The organism is Pseudomonas sp. WOUb67 (assembly GCF_050058005.1).
Lineage (GTDB): Bacteria > Pseudomonadota > Gammaproteobacteria > Pseudomonadales > Pseudomonadaceae > Aquipseudomonas > Aquipseudomonas putida_R.
Window position 1 is genome coordinate 3,969,737 of record NZ_CP170112.1, and the last position, 18,388, is coordinate 3,988,124.

The 18,388-nt window shown below is 62.9% G+C and carries 19 protein-coding genes and 1 pseudogene; 15 read left to right on the forward strand and 5 right to left on the reverse strand.

What is annotated here, in order from left to right:
- Positions 1 to 87: 87 nt before the first annotated feature.
- The 11 genes and pseudogenes from paaK to ABOC32_RS17925 all read left to right on the forward strand — a co-directional run bounded on the left by paaK (position 88) and on the right by ABOC32_RS17925 (position 11,195).
- Positions 88 to 1,407 carry a phenylacetate--CoA ligase PaaK gene (gene paaK, locus ABOC32_RS17875; RefSeq protein ID WP_426808213.1) on the forward strand — a complete coding sequence of 440 codons (1,320 nt, stop codon included), beginning with the start codon at positions 88 to 90 and terminating at the stop codon, positions 1,405 to 1,407.
- Positions 1,408 to 1,625: 218 nt separating this feature from the next.
- The gene (gene paaA, locus ABOC32_RS17880; protein WP_025754119.1) at positions 1,626 to 2,615 is read left to right on the forward strand and encodes a 1,2-phenylacetyl-CoA epoxidase subunit PaaA; all 990 of its coding nucleotides are present in this window, start codon (positions 1,626 to 1,628) and stop codon (positions 2,613 to 2,615) included.
- Positions 2,616 to 2,640: 25 nt separating this feature from the next.
- The gene (gene paaB / locus ABOC32_RS17885; RefSeq protein WP_004374528.1) at positions 2,641 to 2,922 is read left to right on the forward strand and encodes a 1,2-phenylacetyl-CoA epoxidase subunit PaaB; all 282 of its coding nucleotides are present in this window, start codon (positions 2,641 to 2,643) and stop codon (positions 2,920 to 2,922) included.
- Positions 2,923 to 2,930: 8 nt separating this feature from the next.
- Positions 2,931 to 3,689: a 1,2-phenylacetyl-CoA epoxidase subunit PaaC gene (gene paaC / locus ABOC32_RS17890; RefSeq protein ID WP_426808214.1), complete on the forward strand. Its 759-nt coding sequence runs from the start codon at positions 2,931 to 2,933 to the stop codon at positions 3,687 to 3,689.
- Entirely contained in the window at positions 3,676 to 4,209 is a 534-nt protein-coding gene (gene paaD, locus ABOC32_RS17895) for a 1,2-phenylacetyl-CoA epoxidase subunit PaaD (protein WP_426808215.1), read from the forward strand. Before paaC ends, paaD begins: the two co-directional genes overlap by 14 nt.
- A gap of 15 nt (positions 4,210 to 4,224) precedes the next feature.
- Entirely contained in the window at positions 4,225 to 5,301 is a 1,077-nt protein-coding gene (gene paaE, locus ABOC32_RS17900; protein WP_426808216.1) for a 1,2-phenylacetyl-CoA epoxidase subunit PaaE, read from the forward strand.
- A gap of 171 nt (positions 5,302 to 5,472) precedes the next feature.
- Positions 5,473 to 5,781 (forward strand): DUF485 domain-containing protein, encoded by a 309-nt coding sequence (locus tag ABOC32_RS17905; RefSeq protein WP_426808217.1) that lies wholly within the window; start codon positions 5,473 to 5,475, stop codon positions 5,779 to 5,781.
- A pseudogene (locus ABOC32_RS17910) lies at positions 5,772 to 7,340 on the forward strand (cation acetate symporter); the annotation flags it as partial. The gene ABOC32_RS17905 and the pseudogene ABOC32_RS17910, both read left to right, overlap by 10 nt.
- 39 nt (positions 7,341 to 7,379) lie before the next feature.
- The gene (locus ABOC32_RS17915; RefSeq protein ID WP_426808218.1) at positions 7,380 to 8,612 is read left to right on the forward strand and encodes an OprD family porin; all 1,233 of its coding nucleotides are present in this window, start codon (positions 7,380 to 7,382) and stop codon (positions 8,610 to 8,612) included.
- A 36-nt stretch (positions 8,613 to 8,648) separates the two neighbouring features.
- Positions 8,649 to 10,703, forward strand: coding sequence for a phenylacetic acid degradation bifunctional protein PaaZ (gene paaZ / locus ABOC32_RS17920; RefSeq protein ID WP_426808219.1), 2,055 nt, complete (start codon positions 8,649 to 8,651; stop codon positions 10,701 to 10,703).
- Between the two features lie 192 nt (positions 10,704 to 10,895).
- Complete coding sequence (locus ABOC32_RS17925; RefSeq protein WP_043201192.1) at positions 10,896 to 11,195, forward strand: hypothetical protein; 300 nt, start codon at positions 10,896 to 10,898, stop codon at positions 11,193 to 11,195.
- A gap of 32 nt (positions 11,196 to 11,227) precedes the next feature.
- Here the strand turns inward: ABOC32_RS17925 and ABOC32_RS17930 are convergent, their stop codons facing one another.
- A complete protein-coding gene (locus ABOC32_RS17930; protein ID WP_426808220.1) occupies positions 11,228 to 12,850 on the reverse strand; it encodes an ATP-binding response regulator in 1,623 nt (540 codons plus the stop codon).
- Positions 12,851 to 12,966: 116 nt separating this feature from the next.
- On the opposite strand from ABOC32_RS17930, the gene ABOC32_RS17935 reads away from it, so the two are divergent.
- Together ABOC32_RS17935 and ABOC32_RS17940 are read left to right on the forward strand one after the other, a co-directional pair.
- On the forward strand, positions 12,967 to 13,581 hold the full coding sequence (locus tag ABOC32_RS17935; protein ID WP_426811626.1) for a LuxR C-terminal-related transcriptional regulator: 615 nt from the start codon (positions 12,967 to 12,969) through the stop codon (positions 13,579 to 13,581).
- 90 nt (positions 13,582 to 13,671) lie between these two features.
- On the forward strand, positions 13,672 to 13,842 hold the full coding sequence (locus ABOC32_RS17940) for a hypothetical protein (protein ID WP_426808221.1): 171 nt from the start codon (positions 13,672 to 13,674) through the stop codon (positions 13,840 to 13,842).
- A 76-nt stretch (positions 13,843 to 13,918) separates the two neighbouring features.
- Here the strand turns inward: ABOC32_RS17940 and ABOC32_RS17945 are convergent, their stop codons facing one another.
- Positions 13,919 to 14,188, reverse strand: a complete 270-nt coding sequence (locus ABOC32_RS17945; protein ID WP_043201297.1) for a DUF6555 family protein — start codon at positions 14,186 to 14,188, stop codon at positions 13,919 to 13,921.
- Between the two features lie 185 nt (positions 14,189 to 14,373).
- Positions 14,374 to 14,925 (reverse strand): ATP-dependent Clp protease proteolytic subunit, encoded by a 552-nt coding sequence (locus tag ABOC32_RS17950; protein ID WP_426808222.1) that lies wholly within the window; start codon positions 14,923 to 14,925, stop codon positions 14,374 to 14,376.
- Positions 14,926 to 14,964: 39 nt separating this feature from the next.
- Between ABOC32_RS17950 and ABOC32_RS17955 the strand changes: the two genes are divergently transcribed.
- Together ABOC32_RS17955 and ABOC32_RS17960 are read left to right on the forward strand one after the other, a co-directional pair.
- The gene (locus tag ABOC32_RS17955) at positions 14,965 to 16,002 is read left to right on the forward strand and encodes a DUF72 domain-containing protein (RefSeq protein ID WP_426808223.1); all 1,038 of its coding nucleotides are present in this window, start codon (positions 14,965 to 14,967) and stop codon (positions 16,000 to 16,002) included.
- A gap of 79 nt (positions 16,003 to 16,081) precedes the next feature.
- A complete protein-coding gene (locus tag ABOC32_RS17960) occupies positions 16,082 to 16,498 on the forward strand; it encodes a hypothetical protein (RefSeq protein ID WP_341795550.1) in 417 nt (138 codons plus the stop codon).
- A gap of 137 nt (positions 16,499 to 16,635) precedes the next feature.
- Here ABOC32_RS17960 and ABOC32_RS17965 read toward each other — a convergent pair whose 3' ends face one another.
- Together ABOC32_RS17965 and ABOC32_RS17970 are read right to left on the reverse strand one after the other, a co-directional pair.
- The gene (locus ABOC32_RS17965; RefSeq protein ID WP_426808224.1) at positions 16,636 to 17,223 is read right to left on the reverse strand and encodes a nucleosidase; all 588 of its coding nucleotides are present in this window, start codon (positions 17,221 to 17,223) and stop codon (positions 16,636 to 16,638) included.
- 56 nt (positions 17,224 to 17,279) lie between these two features.
- The gene (locus ABOC32_RS17970) at positions 17,280 to 18,386 is read right to left on the reverse strand and encodes a carboxylate-amine ligase (RefSeq protein ID WP_426808225.1); all 1,107 of its coding nucleotides are present in this window, start codon (positions 18,384 to 18,386) and stop codon (positions 17,280 to 17,282) included.
- Positions 18,387 to 18,388: the final 2 nt, after the last annotated feature.

The following is an 18,388-nucleotide window of genomic DNA, read 5'->3' on the forward strand; positions in this document are numbered from 1 at the left end:
CGCAGCCGTATATGCTGCGCTCATGACACTCACCGCGTTGCCTGCAACCGCTGGCGCGCGGCGTACAAGAACAATTCGAGTGAAGCCATGAACATGTACCATGATGCCGACCGTGCCCTGTTGGACCCGATGGAAACCGCCAGCGTCGACGCCCTGCGCCAGCACCAGCTGGAACGCCTGCGCTGGAGCCTGAAGCACGCCTACGACAATGTGCCGCTGTACCGCCAGCGCTTTGCCGAATGCGGCGCCCACCCCGACGACCTCACCTGCCTCGAAGACCTGGCGAAGTTCCCCTTCACCGGCAAGAACGACCTGCGCGACAACTACCCCTACGGCATGTTTGCCGTGCCCCAGGAAGAGGTGGTGCGCCTGCACGCTTCCAGCGGCACCACCGGCAAGCCGACGGTGGTCGGTTACACCCAGAATGACATCAACACCTGGGCCAACGTCGTCGCGCGCTCGATCCGTGCGGCCGGCGGGCGCAAGGGCGACAAGGTGCATGTTTCCTATGGCTATGGGCTTTTCACTGGCGGGCTTGGCGCACACTACGGTGCCGAACGCCTCGGCTGCACGGTAATCCCGATGTCCGGTGGCCAGACCGAGAAGCAGGTGCAGCTGATCCGCGACTTCCAGCCCGACATCATCATGGTTACGCCGTCGTACATGCTGAACCTGGCCGACGAGATCGAGCGCCAGGGCATCGACCCGCATGACCTCAAGCTACGTCTGGGCATTTTCGGTGCCGAGCCTTGGACCGATGAATTGCGCCGCTCGATCGAGCAACGCCTGGGTATCAATGCCCTCGACATCTATGGCCTCTCGGAAATCATGGGCCCCGGGGTGGCGATGGAGTGCATCGAGACCAAGGACGGCCCGACCATCTGGGAAGACCACTTCTACCCCGAGATCATCGACCCGGTCACCGGCGAGGTATTGCCGGACGGTCAGCTGGGCGAACTGGTGTTCACTTCGCTGAGCAAAGAGGCGCTGCCAATGGTGCGCTACCGCACCCGCGACCTCACCCGCCTGCTGCCCGGCACCGCCAGGCCGATGCGGCGGATTGGCAAGATCACCGGGCGCAGTGACGACATGCTGATCATTCGTGGGGTCAACGTGTTCCCGACCCAGATCGAGGAACAGGTATTAAAAATAAAACAGCTTTCCGAGATGTATGAGATTCATTTGTATCGTAATGGCAACCTGGACAGCGTAGAGGTACATGTTGAGTTGCGTGCGGAGTGCCAGCACCTCGATGAAGGCCAGCGCAAACTGGTTATCGCGGAGCTGAGCAAGCAAATCAAGACCTACATCGGCATCAGCACCCATGTGCACCTGCAGCCCTGCGGGACGCTCAAGCGCTCAGAGGGCAAGGCGTGCCACGTGTACGACAAACGGTTGGCCAGCTGATTCATTCGGCTGCCTTTTCGGCCCCGGCATTGTCCGGGGCTTTTTTTTGCGTTTGTTCTGCCCGCTCTAACAGCTGTGCGTGCCCCCTGTGGGAGCGGGTTTACCCGCGAAGAGGCCGAAAAGCGATACACAAATCTTATTTGATACACATGAAACTGTTTGACGTTCTGTTTTGTATCGCTTACAAATGACTCATGCCTTAGCAGGAGTCCCCGCACATGTACGCACAGCTAGTGGAAACCGGAGTCAAGCGCGTCAAATCATTGGAAGAAATGTCCCCCGAGGAGCGCAACTTCCAGGAAAAGATCGACGCCGAAATCAAGATCGAAGCCAAGAACTGGATGCCCGAGGCCTACCGCCAGACCTTGATCCGGCAGATCTCTCAGCACGCCCATTCGGAAATCGTCGGCATGCTGCCCGAAGGCAACTGGGTCACCCGCGCCCCCAGCCTCAAGCGCAAGCTGCAGCTGATGGCCAAGATCCAGGACGAAGCCGGCCACGGCCTGTACCTGTACAGCGCCATGGAAACCCTGGGCGCCGACCGCGACGAAGAGATCGCCAAGCTGCATAGCGGCAAGGCCAAGTATTCGAGCATCTTCAACTACCCCACCCTCAGCTGGGCCGACATGGGCGCGGTGGGCTGGCTGGTGGATGGCGCCGCAATCGTCAACCAGGTGGTGCTGCAGCGCACCTCCTATGGCCCCTACTCCCGCGCGATGATCCGTATCTGCAAGGAAGAGAGCTTCCACCAGCGCCAGGGCTACGAAATCCTCCTGACCATGATGCGTCACGGCACCCAGGCCCAGCGCGACATGGTCCAGGACGCGATCAATCGCCTGTGGTGGCCATCGCTGATGATGTTCGGCCCCAGCGACGAACACTCCCCGAACAGCGCCCAGTCCATGGCCTGGAAGATCAAGCGCCAGACCAACGACGAACTGCGCCAGCGTTTCATCGACCAGACCGTGCCGCAGCTCGAACTGCTCGGCTGCACCGCCCCCGACCCTGAACTGAAGTGGAACGCCGAGCGCGGTCACTACGACTTCGGCGAAATCCAGTGGGACGAGTTCTATGAAGTGATCAAAGGCAACGGCCCGTGCAACCAGGAACGTGTCGCCACCCGCCGCAAGGCTATCGAGGACGGCGCCTGGGTACGCGAGGCCGCAGTGGCTTACGCGCGCAAGCAACAGAACAAGAACGCCGCCTGAGCGGCGATTGATGCGGAGATCGAAAATGTCTGTCTGGACCCTCTACGAAGTGTTCGTGCGCAGCAAGCACGGCCTTAACCACAAGCATGTCGGCAGCGTGCACGCCGCCGACGCCGCCATGGCCATCGAAAATGCCCGCGAGCTGTACACCCGCCGCAGCGAAGGCGTCAGCCTGTGGGTGGTGCCTTCGGCGCTGATCACCGCCTCCTCCCCCGACGAGAAAGACCCGCTGTTCGCCCCATCGGACGACAAGGTCTACCGCCATGCCAGCTTCTACGAGCTGCCCGATGAAGTCGGACACATGTGAGGTTGGCCATGCACAACGAAGCCCTGATCCCTTACCTGCTGCTGCTTGGCGACAGTGCCCTGGTCCAAGGCCAGCGCCTCTGCGAATGGTGTGGCCACGCCCCTGCCATCGAAGAAGAGCTGGCCCTGATGAACGTTGGCCTAGACCTGGTCGGCCAGGCGCGCAACTGGCTGGAATACGCAGCCGAACTGCTTGACGACGGCCGCGACGCCGATGCCCTGGCCTTCCGCCGGGACGAGCGCGCCTACCGCAACCTGCTGCTGGTCGAGCAGCCCAACGGCGATTTCGCCGTGACTATGACCAAGCAGTTTCTCTACGACGCCTGGCATTACGCCGTGCTACAGGGCCTGGCAGGGTCCAGCGACGAGCGTATTGCCGGTATCGCCGCCAAAGCACTGAAGGAAGTCACCTATCACCTGCGCCGCTCCAGCGAGTGGGTGCAGCGCCTGGGGGGCGGCACAGAAGAAAGCCGGCAACGCATGCTCGCCGCCATACCGGCACTGTGGCGCTTCACCGTCGAGCTGACGGCCGCCAGCGACAACGAGGTGCAGTTGGCCGAAGCGGGTATCGCTGTCGACCCGGCCAGCGTGGGTGCTGCCTGGTTCAAACAGGTGAGCGAGACTTTCGCTTCGGTCGAGTTGCCGCTGCCCAAGGCTGCCAGCCACTTCTACCTGGACAGCCGCAAGGGCCTGCATACCGAGCACCTGGGCCTGCTGCTGGCCGAGATGCAGTTCCTGCCAAGGGCTTACCCCGATGCAACCTGGTGAGCTGATTGCCGGCGACCGTGGCGCGCGGGCGCCACGCGGCGACGACCTGGCCCGGGCCTGGGAGGTGCTGGCCGAGGTCATGGACCCGGAAGTGCCTGTGGTCAGCGTGGTCGACCTGGGGATCGTCCGCGACCTCGACTGGCGCGCCGGCCACCTGCACCTGGTGGTCACGCCGACCTACTCCGGCTGCCCGGCCACCGAGGTGATCGAGGGTGATATCCGCCAGGCGCTGGAGCAGGCGGGTTTCCCCGCACCGGATCTTGAACGCCGGCTGACCCCGGCCTGGAGCACCGACTGGATCAGCGAGCTGGGCCGCGAGCGCCTGCGCCTCTACGGCATCGCCCCGCCCCAAGGCAGCGCCAGCAAGCGCAGCCTGTTGGGTGAAACGCCCCAGGTGTGCTGCCCGCAGTGCGGCAGTGCCCATACCGAATTGCTCAGCCAGTTCGGCTCCACCGCTTGCAAGGCGCTGTACCGCTGCCGCGAGTGCCTGGAGCCGTTCGACTATTTCAAATGCATTTGAGCCGTGGAGAACGCCATGAGCCAGTTTCACAGCCTGACCATCAAGCAAGTGCGCAGCGAAACCCGTGATGCGGTCTCGATTGCCTTCGACGTGCCCGAGCACCTTCAGGCGCAGTTCCGTTTCACCCAGGGCCAGTACCTGGTCATGCGTACCCAGCTGGACAACGAAGAGGTCCGCCGCTCTTACTCCATCTGCAGTGCCGTGCAGGACGGTGAACTGCGCGTGGCCGTCAAGCGCGTGCCAGGCGGGCGTTTCTCGGCGTTTGCCAATGAAGTGCTCAAAGCCGGCCAGCAACTGGACGTGATGCCGCCATCGGGTAGCTTCTTCGTGCCGCTGGACCCTGCCCGCCAGGGCAATTACCTGGGCGTGGCCGCCGGCAGCGGCATTACCCCAATCCTGTCGATTATTGGCACCACCCTGGACAGTGAGCCGCACAGCCGCTTCACCCTGCTGTACGGCAACCGCTCCAGCTCTGGCGCGTTGTTCCGCGACAAGCTCGAAGACCTGAAAAACCGCTACCTCGACCGCCTGAACCTGATTTTCGTGTTCAGCCGCGAGCAGCAGGATGTCGACCTGTACAACGGTCGCATTGATGCCGACAAATGCGGCCAACTGTTCTCCCGTTGGCTGGACGTTCCAGGCCTGGACGCGGCGTTCATCTGCGGCCCCCAGGCGATGACAGAGACCGTGCGTGACAGCCTGCAGGCCAATGGCCTGGGCAAGGAGCGCATTCATTTCGAGCTGTTCGCCGCCGCCGGTAGCGAAACCCGCCGCGAAGCCCGTGAGGCCGCGCGCCAGGTGGACTCGGCGCTCAGCCACATCACCGTGATCAGCGACGGCCGCGCCCTCACCTTCGATTTGCCACGCAACACCCAGAACGTGCTGGACGCCGGCAATGCCATCGGTGCCGAGCTGCCCTACTCGTGCAAGGCCGGCGTGTGCTCCACCTGCAAGTGCCGGGTGATCGAAGGCGAAGTGGAAATGGACAGCAACCATGCGCTGGAAGACTACGAAGTGGCGGCCGGCTACGTGCTGTCGTGCCAGACCTACCCGGTGAGCGACAAGGTAGTCCTCGACTTCGACCAGCTTTAAGACCGCGGCGCCTGCTTCGCGGGTAAACCCGCTCCCACAGGGATTTGCACAAGGCCTGAGGGCAGCACCCTACCTGTGGGAGCGGGTTCACCCGCGAAGAGGCCCTGAGCAAAACCGCAATACCCGCGTGACCTCACAAAAAACAATTACAAAACCAAGAGATCGCTTGCCATGGCACCCGAACGCATAGAAAGCATCGCCAACCACCCCGACTTCCAGCACCTGGTGCGGCGTAAACGCCGCCTCAACGGCAGCCTGACCCTGGCCATGCTGGTGATCTACTACGGCTTCGTCCTGCTGGTGGCGTTCTCCCCCAGTACCCTCGGCCAGTCCCTCAGCGGCGGCGTGACCACCGTCGGCATGCTGGTGGGCGTGCTGATGGTGCTGCTGTCCTTTGCCCTGACCGGCATCTACGTGCACCGCGCCAACAATGTGCTCGACCCGCTCAATGAGAAGGTCAAGCAGGAGTGCGCACAATGAACTGGACTGCCATCTCGATGTTCATGGTGTTTGTCTGCTTCACCCTGCTGGTCACCCGCTGGGCTGCCCTGCGCACCCGTTCGGCCAGTGACTTCTACACCGCCGGCGGGGGGCTGACCGGCATGCAGAACGGCCTGGCGATCGCGGGTGACATGATCAGCGCCGCCTCCTTCCTGGGCATTTCCGCGATGATGTTCATGAACGGCTATGACGGCCTGCTGTATGCCCTGGGCGTGCTGGCCGGCTGGCCGATCATTCTGTTCCTGATCGCCGAACGCCTGCGCAACCTGGGCAAGTACACCTTTGCCGACGTGGTCAGCTACCGCCTGGCACAAACCCCGGTGCGCCTGACCTCGGCCTTCGGCACGCTGGTAGTGGCGTTGATGTACCTGGTGGCGCAAATGGTCGGCGCCGGCAAGCTGATCGAGCTGCTGTTCGGCATCAGCTACCTGTACGCGGTGATGCTGGTCGGTGTGCTGATGGTTGCCTATGTCACCTTTGGCGGCATGCTCGCCACCACCTGGGTACAGATCATCAAGGCGGTGATGCTGCTGTCGGGCACCAGCTTCATGGCCTTCATGGTGCTCAAGCACTTCGGCTTCAGCACCGAGGCCATGTTCGCCAGCGCCGTGGCCGTGCATGCCAAGGGCCAGGCGATCATGGCCCCGGGTGGTTTGCTGTCCAACCCGGTAGACGCGATTTCCCTCGGCCTGGGCATGATGTTCGGCACCGCCGGCCTGCCGCATATCCTGATGCGCTTCTTCACCGTCAGTGACGCCAAGGAAGCACGCAAGAGCGTGTTCTATGCCACCGGTTTCATCGGTTACTTCTACCTGCTGCTGATCATTGTCGGCTTCGGCGCCATCGTCATGGTCGGCACCGAGCCGTCCTACCGCGACGCGACCGGTGCAATCATCGGCGGCGGCAACATGATCGCCGTGCACCTGGCGCAGGCTGTCGGCGGCAACTTGTTCCTTGGTTTCATCTCTGCCGTAGCCTTCGCCACCATCCTGGCCGTGGTCGCCGGCCTGGCGCTGTCCGGCGCATCGGCGGTCTCTCACGACCTGTATGCCTGCGTAATCCGCCAAGGCAAGGCCACCGAGCAGGAGGAAATGCGCGTATCGCGTATCGCCACCCTGCTGATCGGCCTGCTGGCAGTGCTGCTCGGCCTGATGTTCGAGTCGCAGAATATCGCCTTCCTCTCCGGCCTGGTGCTGGCGGTGGCTGCCTCGGTCAACTTCCCGGTGTTGCTGCTCTCGATGTTCTGGAAGGGCCTGACCACTCGCGGCGCGGTGTGCGGCAGCATGGCCGGCCTGGCCTCGGCGGTGCTGCTGGTGGTACTGGGCCCGGCAGTGTGGGTCAACGTGCTGCATCACGAGAAAGCGCTGTTCCCGTACAGCAACCCGGCATTGTTCTCCATGAGCCTGGCATTCCTCAGTGCCTGGGTGTTCTCGGTTACCGACAGTTCCGAACGTGCCAGTGAAGAGCGAGGCCGCTACCTGGCCCAGTTCATCCGCTCCATGACCGGTATCGGCGCCGCTGGCGCCAGCAAGCACTGACCTCAAGGACGAACAACCATGTCGGGTAAAACAACAACAATGAACCGCACACACTTCATGTCAGCTGCCTGGCTGGCCACCCTCGCATTGCCAGTGCCGGCGATGGCCGACTTCATCAGCGACAGCCACGCACGCCTGGAGCTGCGCAACCACTACATCAACCGCGACTTCCGCCAGAGCAACGCCCCGCAGGCCAAGGCAGAGGAATGGGGCCAGGGCTTTACCGCCAAGCTGGAATCGGGCTTCACCGAGGGCCCGGTCGGCTTTGGCGTCGACGCCATGGGCCAGTTGGGCATCAAGCTCGACTCCAGCCGCGACCGCCGCAATACCGGGCTGCTGCCCTTTGGCCCAAACAGCCACGAACCGGTCGATGACTACAGCGAACTGGGCCTGACCGGCAAGGTACGTGTGTCCAAGAGCACTCTGCGCCTGGGCACCTTGCAGCCAATCTTGCCGGTGGTGGTCTACAACGACACCCGCCTGCTGGCATCCACCTTCCAGGGTGGCCTGCTGACCAGCCAGGATGTGAATGGCCTTACCTTCAACGCCGGCCGCCTGACCAAGGCCAACCTGCGTGACTCTTCGGGCCGCGACGACATCGGCTACGGCGCCGCTACCAGCGACCACCTGGACTTTGGCGGTGGCAGCTACGCCATTACCCCGCAAACCAGCGTCAGCTACTACTACGCCAAGCTCGAGGACATCTACCGCCAGCAGTTCGTCGGCCTGATCGATACCCGCCCCTTGAGCGAAGGCGTGAGCCTGCGCAGCGACCTGCGCTACTTCGACAGCCGCAACGACGGCGCCGAACGTGCCGGCAACATCGACAACCGCAACTTCAACGCCATGTTCACCCTCGGCGTGCGGGCGCACAAGTTCACGGCTACCTGGCAACAGATGTCGGGTGACAGTGCCTTCCCGTTCGTCAACGGCGGCGACCCGTTCACCGTAAACCTGGTGACCTACAACACCTTCACCCGCGCCGGGCTGGACTCCTGGCAAGTGCGCTATGACTACGACTTTGTCGCCATGGGCATCCCCGGCCTGAGCTTCATGACCCGTTACACCGACGGCCGCCACGCCGAAACCGCCACCGTCAGCAATGGCCGCGAGCGCGAGCGCGACACCGACCTCACCTACGTCATCCAGAGCGGCCCGTTCAAGGACGTCAGCCTGCGCTGGCGCAACGTCACTTTCCGTTCCGGCAATGGCCTGACCAACGCCGTGGACGAAAACCGCCTGATCATCGGCTACACCCTGGCGCTGTGGTAACAGCGCCCCCTACATTTGAACAGCATGGAGAACAGCATGTCTGCCGCCCCTACCCTGCAAAGCTTCATCGCCGGCCGCTGGCTCGGCCAGCACGGCGCCCAGGCCCTGCGTAGCGCCCTCGACGGCCACGTATTGGCCTACAGCCACGAAGAGCGCCCGGACTTCGCCGAAGCCGTGGACTTCGCCCGTGCTCGCGGCCTGGCCAGCCTGATGGCCATGGACTTCCAGCAACGCGCGGCACGCCTGAAAGCGCTGGCCCTGTACCTGGCCGAGCGCAAGGAACAGCTGTACGCCCTGTCGCACCATAGCGGCGCCACCCGCGCCGACAGCTGGATCGACATCGAAGGCGGCAACGCCACCTTGTTCGCCTATGCCGGCATCGGCAGCCGCGAGCTGCCGTCGGGCAACCTGGTGCACGAGGGCCCGGCCATCCCGCTGGGCAAGCAAGGTCATTTCGCCGGCAGCCACATCCTGGTGCCGCGCGCAGGGGTGGCGGTGCACATCAACGCCTTCAACTTCCCCATCTGGGGCATGCTGGAGAAGTTCGCCCCAACCTTCCTGGCGGGCATGCCGTGCATCGTCAAGCCGGCAACGTCCACCAGCTACCTGACCGAAGCCGTTGTACGTCTGATGAACGCCTCCGGCCTGCTGCCAGAGGGCAGCCTGCAACTGGTGATTGGCAGCACCGGCGACCTTCTCGACCGCCTGCAAGGCCAGGATGTAGTGACCTTCACCGGGTCCGCCGATACCGCCGCCAAATTGCGCGTCACGCCCAACCTGATACGTAATTCGGTACCGTTCACCGCCGAAGCCGACTCGCTGAACTGCGCCATCCTCGGCCCGGACGTAACGCCAGACAGCGAAGAGTTCGACCTGTACATCAAGGAGGTGGTGCGTGAAATGACCACCAAGGCCGGGCAGAAATGCACCGCCATCCGCCGCGCCATCGTGCCGGCCAAGCACATCGACGCCGTTGCCACGCGCTTGCGCGAGCGGCTGAGCAAGGTGGTGGTTGGTGACCCGTCGCTGGAAGGCGTGCGCATGGGCGCCCTGGCCTCTCACGACCAGCAACGCGACGTGGCCGAGCGGGTGCGCAGCCTGCTGCAGAGCTGTGACCAGCTGTTCGGCGCCAGCGATGGCTTTGCTCCGCGTGGCGAGGGTGTGGCCGAAGGCGCATTCTTTGCCCCAACCCTGTTGCAGGCCCGCGACCCGCATGCCGAAGGCGGCGCCCACGATATCGAAGCATTCGGCCCGGTCAGCACGCTGATGGCCTATGACGATCTCGACGAAGCTTTGGCGCTGGCCGCCCGAGGCAAAGGCAGCCTGGTGGCGACCCTGGTCACCGCCGACCGCAGCATCGCCGCCAAGGCCATCCCGGTGGCCGCTGCCTGGCATGGCCGCCTGCTGGTACTCGACAGCGAAGCCGCCAAAGAATCCACCGGCCACGGCTCGCCGCTGCCGCAGCTCAAGCATGGTGGCCCGGGCCGGGCTGGTGGCGGTGAAGAGCTGGGAGGCTTGCGCGCGGTCAAACACTACCTGCAACGCGCCGCCGTACAGGGCTCGCCAAGCATGCTTACGGCGGTGACCGGCGAGTATGTGCGGGGTGGCGAGGTAATCGAGACCGAAGTGCACCCGTTCCGCCGTTACTTCGAGCAACTGCGCATCGGTGAGTCGCTGCTGACCCACCGCCGCACCGTCACCGAAGCGGACCTGGTCAACTTCGGCTGCCTGTCGGGTGACCACTTCTACATGCACTTTGACGAAATCGCCGCCAAGGAGTCGCAGTTCGGTAAACGCATTGCTCACGGCTATTTCGTGCTGTCGGCGGCTGCGGGCCTGTTCGTCTCGCCCGGTGCCGGGCCGGTACTGGCCAACTACGGCCTGGACACCTTGCGTTTCATCAACCCTGTGGGCATCGGCGATACCATTCAGGCGCGCCTGACCTGCAAGCGCAAGATCGACCAGGGCAAGACCAGCCCGCTGGGCCAGCCGCAGGGTGTGGTGGCGTGGGATGTGGAGGTGACCAACCAACTGGGTGAGCTGGTGGCCAGCTATGACATTCTGACCCTGGTGCTGAAGCAGCCGGAGTAATGTGTTTACCTTGCGGGCCTCTTCGCGGGTAAACCCGCTCCTACACGGATTGCTGTGGGAGCGGGTTTACCCGCGAAGAGGCCCGCACAGGTTACATAAAGGCCAAGGGCCACCTCGTACATCTGCCCTAATCGCCCACCTCGCCCCTCGGCGTTATAGTCCAGCGATAACAACGCCAAGGAAGCCTCCACCATGCACGCCCTCAAGCTCGTCCTCAGTGCCGCCCTCCTGGCCGGCGTCGCCGGCTGCCAGACCATCAAACCCTCCGAAGACACGCTCAAGCAGCGCACCGAGTTCATTCTGAACACCAAGGTGTCGAACGTCGCCGACGTGCGCAGTGACAGCACCATCACCTACTACACCGCCACCACCGCCAAAGGCCGGTACGAGTGCCAGATGCCCAGCGGTGGCATCGTCGCGGTGGCCGGCATGGGCCTGTACGAGCCCACGCCGTCCTGCATGAAGGAAGGCCAGGCAGTCATCCTGCAGTAACCCACGCACAGCCCCTGCGCCCTTGCGCCGGTCTAAAGGGCCGGCGCCGCAGGCTCCTCGCGCAATGCGCGCAGGGCCGCACGCAGTTCGGCTGGGCGTACCGGCTTGGAAAGCACGGCGATATTGCGCTCATGCACCACTGCCTGAATTTTCTCCGGGTCATGCCCGGTCATGATCAATGCGGGTACGTCCCAGCCGCGCTGGGCCCGCAACCGGTCAATGCAGTCGACCCCGGTTGCCTCCTGCCCCAAGTCATAATCGGCGACGATCACCTCACAATCACTGCTCAAGCCAGCAGGCGAACTGTGCGCCTCCACTTCGCAACCCCAGCGCTGCAGCAGCGCCGAGGTCGCCCGCAGCACATTGTGGTCGTCTTCCACCAGGCATACCCGCAAGCCGCCCAGCAGGCCGGCCGCTGCCGGCGAGCGCTCGTCCAAAACCAGGGCTGGCTGAGCGACGAGGCGCGGCAAACCTTGCAGGCTGACCGCCGTGCCGTGGCCTGGCCGCGAACGCAGCTTTACGCTCAGGCCCATCAGATGCCCCAACCGCCGCACAATCGACAAGCCCAGGCCGACACCCTCGACGTCGTTGTCGCGCACCTGGCGCACCCGGTAGAACTCTTCGAACACCAGCCGCTGGTGCGCTTCGTCTATGCCCCGTCCCTGGTCATAAACGACGATGGCAAGGCCTTCACCGCAGCGCCGTACCGCCAGCAGCAACGGGCGATGCGCCGCATACTTGAAGCAGTTGGACAGTACGTTCTGGACCATGGTGGCCAGCATGCCGCGGTCGGCACACGTCCAGTACGCGCAGGGCCGCAAGCGTATCTCCACCCCGGCCCAGCGGGCCGCCTCGGTGTTCTGGCGCACCAAGTCAGTCAGAAAACCAGCCAGGGCAAACGTTTCGCTGCGCGGTTGCACGCGCCCGTTGTCCAGGGTGTACAGGTCGAGTATCGAGCGAAACAGCTGCGACACGTTGAGCAGCGAGCGGTCGATGCTGTCCACCAGCCGCCGCTCCTCTTCGCCCAGCTGCGCCTCGCGCAGGCAGGCCGTGAACAGGCCGATGGAGTGAATCGGTTGGCGAAGGTCGTGGCTGGCCTGGGCCAGAAAGCGGGATTTCTCGCGGTTGGCCGCCGCAGCCTGTTCAGAGGCCTTGCGCGTGCGCTCCAGGAGCAGGTGCGCGTACACTGGAATGACCGTGCTGGTGGTCAGCAACATCAACACCATGAACGGGTTGGCCTGCCAGTAAGGCGTGATCTGGTACACCACCAGCAACGCTGCCAGCGCCAGCACCGTGGCAATCGCCAGGTAGCGCGAGCCGAAGCGCATGCCGTTGCCCAGGTTCACCCATACCATCACCGCGTAGATCGGCAGCGCCGCCTCGCCACCGACCACCAAGCCGAAGCAGGTACCGGTGTAGTCATGCACCATGCCCAGCACCCGTCGCCAAGGGTAATTCCCGGGCCAACGGGCAATGGCCTGGCGCAAACCGATGGACACCAGCACAAAGGTGACGATGTAGTAGATGACCGGCAGGTAAGTCGCAGGCGAGCTGCCCGGCAGAAAGCCCAGCACGCTCATGTAGACCAGCGCACAGCAGGCGACGATCACGCGCAGGTTGGCTTGATCGAGTTCGTTGTTCTTGTCCAGGTCCATGGCCAGCCTCCCTGTGCACGGGGTCGCATTGCTGCCATCCGTGGGCAGCACCCTTTATCCGAGGCTGCTAAATTAGCATGGTCTTCTACACCCACGGCTACAGGGAGTTGCCAGGCGTGACGTGTCGCATCATCGTGGCGGATGACCATCCGCTGTTCAGGGAAGCCCTGGCGCGCACCGTACAGCGCGTGGTTGCGGGTGCCTGTATAGAAGAGGCCGGCAACCTGGATGAAGTGATGGCCGTGGCTGATGCCGGGGAGGTACCTGATACCCTGATCCTGGACCTGCGTTTTCCTGGGCTGGTGGACATCCAGTGCCTTGCGCGTTTGCGTCAGCAGTTTCGACGTACCACGCTGATCATCGTGTCGATGGTCGACGACCCCGCCATTGTCGAGCAGGTGATGGCGACGGGAGTCGATGGGTTCATTGGCAAAAGCATCGCCGCGGACGAGATAGGTGCTGCAATCCTCGCCATTCGCAATGGCGAGGTGCTGGTCAGGTATGCGCCCTCAGGCTTGTTGCCCAACCTCGGCGGGGAATGTGCAGTGGAGCAACTTACCCACCGTCAGCAAGAAGTGCTGCGGCTGATTGCCCAAGGCAAGACCAACAAGGAAATTGCCAAGGCCCTGGATATCTCCCCGTTTACCGTGCGCATTCATGTTTCATCGCTGCTCAAGGCGCTTGGCGTCAGCTCGCGTACGGCGGCTGCGGTGAAGTACACCGGTAGTTAAACCATTGGTCAGCGGGTGCCCAAACCCAAAGGACTTATGAGGCATACCTGTCGCTCTTAACCCATGAGGATCAGACATGAGGATTGCGCGATGGATTACTTACTGCAAATGGGTGGCGGCAATGTGCAGGATGACTGGCCGGAGCTTGAGCCGGACCGCCGCAACGACCGGGCAGACGACCCCGATGCAGACCCGAATGTGACGGATGACGAGGAAAACCGCCCTGGCGTGCCGGCCAGTGACCCCGAGTCCGGCGCTTGAAAAGCGTCTATCAACGGACCCTGTGGCAGTGGGGACATCCGCTTCCACAGGGCTTTGCCAGGCTTGGGCGGGGCTGCTAGACCATTGCCGCCGGGTCTCCCACCGACTGGTTCGGCTTGCTCCCCGAAATCCGCCAACTCACTGCGGTAATTCCGTAGCGTTCGGCCATCGGCCGACTGATCTTTCTGATCTTTTCACGCCCGAACTTGGGAATGATGCCGATACCCGCATCGCAACTTGCCCAATGCCAGGCCTCGGCGTTGTCCAGGCGTTCCAGGCGAATGATGAAACTGCGCGGCTGGCCATGCAGTTGATAATCGATGATGTAAAGCTGTGGGCTAGGCATCGCAGGGGGCCTCCTCTTCTCCATGGATGACTTCCTGATTGATCAGGCCATGGCCAGAAGATTCAAAATTTTGTCGAACAATTGGCATCAGCGGCCATTGCAGGGTGCTAGAGCAGGCCAGCTCATGGGATCCGGTGGCCCTGTGGGAGCGGGTTTACCCGCGAAGAGGCAGGTACACACAACCCCTAGGCGTGCACGCTCCACTGAACCGCCTCTGCTTGGATCGGCATTTCGTCGATGGCATGAATCATCCCGTTCTCCAGGGCCTCGCGTGGGCCCAGAATCCGGGGGTGGGCCATCAGGTATCGCGGCACATCCAGCACCTGCGCTGCCCCCTTGGTCCGTTCGGCAACGATCTGCGCGTACAACTCCAGATCGTAATCCAGGCTCATCGCATACTCGGCCATCCGCGCATGGTCTACCGAACCATGCAAGGTCCAGTGAAACGGGTGGAACAGGAACTTGCTGAAGCTGCACGCCGTGCGTCGCTCCCCTGCCAGGAACAGGATATTGCCCATGGACTCCACGGTGCCCAGGTTGTGGGTGTGCACCTCGACCGGCAACGATCGCAGGAAGTTGTACAGGGTAAAGCCATAACTGCACTCGCCGCCCATGGTGGCGATGTTCAGTTGCAGGGTCTCGGCGCCCTGTTGCAACGCCCGCGAGCAGGTGTTGATCAGGTTGCCACAGGTCGACGAATTGATCGGCCCGGTGAAGTGAATGATATGTCTGGCCATGCTCGAATACCTTTGGACCTTCCACAAGCCGGATATGCGGTGGAAACGCCAGCCGCCGCAAAGTTCAACCCGGCATCGGTCTTTCCGTTGGTCAAGCGCGCTGAACCCCGGCCAGTCATCACGAGTCGACCACTTCAGGACCCCCATGAGGACGGCAGCGTGAGCGATATCCGCATTGGTATCTCCGGGTGGCGCTATGGCCCCTGGCGCAAGGATTTCTACCCCAAGGGCCTGAGACAGGACGATGAACTGGCATTCGCGTCGCGGGCAGTGAACAGCATCGAGATCAACGGTTCGTTCTACAGCCTGCAAACACCCGAACGCTATCAGGGCTGGCGTGACGAGACGCCGGACGGCTTCGTGTTCGCAGTCAAGGGGCCGCGCTATATCACCCATGTACGGCGGCTCAAGGATATCGAAGAGCCAGTGGCCAACTTCTTCGCCTCCGGGCCGCTGTTGCTCGGCAAGAAGCTCGGGCCGATTTTGTGGCAGTTTCCGCCGAACATGAAGTTCGATGAACAGCGCTTCGCCCGGTTCCTCGATTTGCTGCCGCGTAACCACAAGGCGGCCCGGGAATGTGCCAAACACTGCGCCGCCCGCCTGAAAGGCAACGCCAGCCTGGACATTCGGGGCAATGCACGCTTGCGCCATGCCGTGGAAGTACGCAATGACAGCTTCCTGTGCGAGGCCTTCATCAAGCTGTTGCGCAAGCATCGGGTCGCTTTGGTGGTTGCCGACAGCGCCGGCAAATGGCCTTACGTCGAAGACATCACCGCCGACTTTGTGTACATGCGCCTGCATGGCGATGTCGAGTTGTACAGCAGCGGCTATACCGCGCAGGCATTGAGGCGCTGGAAACAGCGCATCCAGCGCTGGAGCGAGGGTGGCCAGGCCGAGGATGCGCAATTGGTTATCCCGGGTGCGCCGCCACGACGCGCCACCCGGGATGTCTACTGCTATTTCGACAACGACCAGAAGGTCCACGCCCCTTACGACGCCCGGCGCCTGCTGCAGAAGCTGTCGCTGGACCATGAGCTGATGACCGAACCAGGTGTCGTGCCGGAGGTGGCCTTGTGAAAAAGCCATGCCAGGCCATGCGCCAGTGCGACAACCCCGGCCGGACCTGTCGAGGGCCCCTGTGCCCAGGAGGTGGGAAATGCGCTTTTCTGTCCTGATGGTGATGGTTGCCAGCCTGGCCAGTGGCCAAGCCTTGGCCGAAGCTTGCAATGTGCTGACCCGCTCTTCCAGCGATGCGGTAACGCCGGTGGACCGGCACACCTGCTACAGCTACAGCAATCTGCCTGCCGAGGCGATCAACTGGTCGTGCAGCAATGAGAGCAAGGACATGCTCAATAGCGAGAAGCGCAAGGTGGAACGCTGTGCGGACGGCAGCGTTGGCAGCTGCATCGCGCCCTTGACTCAGGAAGCACTGGCCAATCCCAAAGCCGTAGGCGGCGACAAGCCGGCTTTGCCCAAGGATGCCCGAGTGATCACCTATTACTACGATACCCCCAGCCTTGGCCAGGCACGAACCGACTGCGAGCGTAACAACGGGGTCTGGCAGACCCATTGAATCTACCAACTCATGCCTGTTGCTGTCGGAGCAACTGTCTTGCTCAGCAGTGGTAAGTCAGCGAGGGCCCTGTGGAAGCGGCTTGAGCCATCAGCACCGTCACAGGTGGTGCAATCCACCGCGTTTTCGATCAGCGCTCAAACCTGGCTGAACAGCACCTGCTTGAAGGCCTCGGCCGCCAGGTGCACCTGCACGGCCCAATCCCCTGCGGCATCGCTGCCGGCATCATCGGAAATGTACTTCAGGCACACAAATGGAATGCCTTCGTCCCGCGCGATCAACGCCAGCACGTAGGCTTCCATGTCCACCACATCATAAGGCGCGTCGCCATGGTTGGTTTCGAAGCTGTCACCGCTGCCACAGGCTTCCAGTGCCAGGCCGGGGATCGCCGACCCATGCTCCAGTACGACCGGAATGTCTGACAAAGGTGTTTCGTAACGGGCAAAGCCCAGCGGTGTCACGTCCATGTCGCGTTGTACGAAGCGGTTGCAGCACACCACCTGGCCCTTGCCATGGCGCTGGCTGCCCGCAGAGCCGAGATTGACGATAAGCCTGGGCCTGCGCGTTGCGATCGCCCTGGTCAGTGCGATCGCGGCATTAACCTTGCCAATACCGGTGAACACCGCGTTCACCTCAGTGAATGCATCGCCGGCCTCGGCTTCGAGGGCGAAGACAAACAGCGTGTCATCCAGGGAGATGTCGGGGAATTGCTTGATCAGCATCATGGAGCAGGTATTTCCGCGTGGCTGCAAAGGGCGCGGCCATTGTCTGCCAACTCCGGCTAATTGCAAGCCCCGGCCGTTACCACAGCCTGTAGCGCCTGCGCCTTGCCGAGCCCGTTCGCCATGGCCTGTGACAGGCATTGCAACTGGTGGTCGGCATGAGTGCCGTTGCGCAGCAGATGCCGGGCGTGCTGGCAGGCCCGCTCGGCATCCTCACTGTCGACCGGCACGTGCTCTTGCAATTGGCCAAGCCAGGCTTCAGCCGTTACCGGCTGTTGCTCGCGCGTGCCAATGAACCGGGTATGGCGCCCGTAGCGCGTGGCACGCCAGTAGTTTTCCTGCGCAATCCAGCGAAGTTCGCGGCAACAGGGCAGCGGGTCATGGCGATAGGTAACACTGTGCTCCACCAAGTGGCGAAACAGCGTGGCGATGCACAGCGCATCTTCCAGTTGCGGGCAGCCATCGCAGATACGCAACTCCACCGTCGGAAAGCGCCGCGAAGGCCGGATGGCCCACCAGAAGTCGCCATCCACAGCCAAGGCACCGGTTCGTTGCAAAAAAGCACGGTAGCGTTCATAGGCGGTCCAGTCCGGCAACGGTTCGGGCAAGCCCATGTGCGGCCACTCCCCGCAAATCACTCGGCGGTAGCTCATGTAGCCGGTACGCTGGCCAGCCCAGAAGGGCGACGAGGTACTCAGTACCAGCAACAACGGCAACCAGCCTAGCAAGCGGTTGATCAGTTGCATCCGGTCACAATCTGGTGGAACACCGACGTGCACATGCAAGCCATTGAGCAGGCTTCGCCGGGCCACATGCCGGTAGTCATCGAACAGTTGCTGGTAATGTGCCGGTGCTGCAGCCTTCTGCCGCAGCCAGGCCGCATTCGGGTGACTGCCCGCACCGTACAGCCCCATCCCCTCCTCGGCCAGCGCCACGCTCAGCCGCTGCCGCCTGTGCCGGAAGAACTCACGTGCTTCATGAACGCAGGTGAACACCGGGGAGGCCAGCTCGATCTGGCTGCGGAACATTTCCTGGGCAAAGTATTGGCCTAGCACTTCGCGACAACGCCCGATTACCGCGGGCGACGGTGTTGCAGGGATCTGCCCTGAGCCCAGCCTCACCAGCAGGTATTCCTCCTCGATACCGAACGTACAGGCCCGGGCCATGT

Coding starts and splice junctions, on each gene's coding strand:
- paaK (WP_426808213.1), top strand. CDS start 88: ATGAACATGTACCATGATGCCGACCGTGCCCTGTTGGACCCGATGGAA.
- paaA (WP_025754119.1), top strand. CDS start 1,626: ATGTACGCACAGCTAGTGGAAACCGGAGTCAAGCGCGTCAAATCATTG.
- paaB (WP_004374528.1), top strand. CDS start 2,641: ATGTCTGTCTGGACCCTCTACGAAGTGTTCGTGCGCAGCAAGCACGGC.
- paaC (WP_426808214.1), top strand. CDS start 2,931: ATGCACAACGAAGCCCTGATCCCTTACCTGCTGCTGCTTGGCGACAGT.
- paaD (WP_426808215.1), top strand. CDS start 3,676: ATGCAACCTGGTGAGCTGATTGCCGGCGACCGTGGCGCGCGGGCGCCA.
- paaE (WP_426808216.1), top strand. CDS start 4,225: ATGAGCCAGTTTCACAGCCTGACCATCAAGCAAGTGCGCAGCGAAACC.
- ABOC32_RS17905 (WP_426808217.1), top strand. CDS start 5,473: ATGGCACCCGAACGCATAGAAAGCATCGCCAACCACCCCGACTTCCAG.
- ABOC32_RS17915 (WP_426808218.1), top strand. CDS start 7,380: ATGAACCGCACACACTTCATGTCAGCTGCCTGGCTGGCCACCCTCGCA.
- paaZ (WP_426808219.1), top strand. CDS start 8,649: ATGTCTGCCGCCCCTACCCTGCAAAGCTTCATCGCCGGCCGCTGGCTC.
- ABOC32_RS17925 (WP_043201192.1), top strand. CDS start 10,896: ATGCACGCCCTCAAGCTCGTCCTCAGTGCCGCCCTCCTGGCCGGCGTC.
- ABOC32_RS17930 (WP_426808220.1), bottom strand. CDS start 12,850: ATGGACCTGGACAAGAACAACGAACTCGATCAAGCCAACCTGCGCGTG.
- ABOC32_RS17940 (WP_426808221.1), top strand. CDS start 13,672: ATGGATTACTTACTGCAAATGGGTGGCGGCAATGTGCAGGATGACTGG.
- ABOC32_RS17945 (WP_043201297.1), bottom strand. CDS start 14,188: ATGCCTAGCCCACAGCTTTACATCATCGATTATCAACTGCATGGCCAG.
- ABOC32_RS17950 (WP_426808222.1), bottom strand. CDS start 14,925: ATGGCCAGACATATCATTCACTTCACCGGGCCGATCAATTCGTCGACC.
- ABOC32_RS17960 (WP_341795550.1), top strand. CDS start 16,082: ATGCGCTTTTCTGTCCTGATGGTGATGGTTGCCAGCCTGGCCAGTGGC.
- ABOC32_RS17965 (WP_426808224.1), bottom strand. CDS start 17,223: ATGATGCTGATCAAGCAATTCCCCGACATCTCCCTGGATGACACGCTG.
- ABOC32_RS17970 (WP_426808225.1), bottom strand. CDS start 18,386: ATGGCCCGGGCCTGTACGTTCGGTATCGAGGAGGAATACCTGCTGGTG.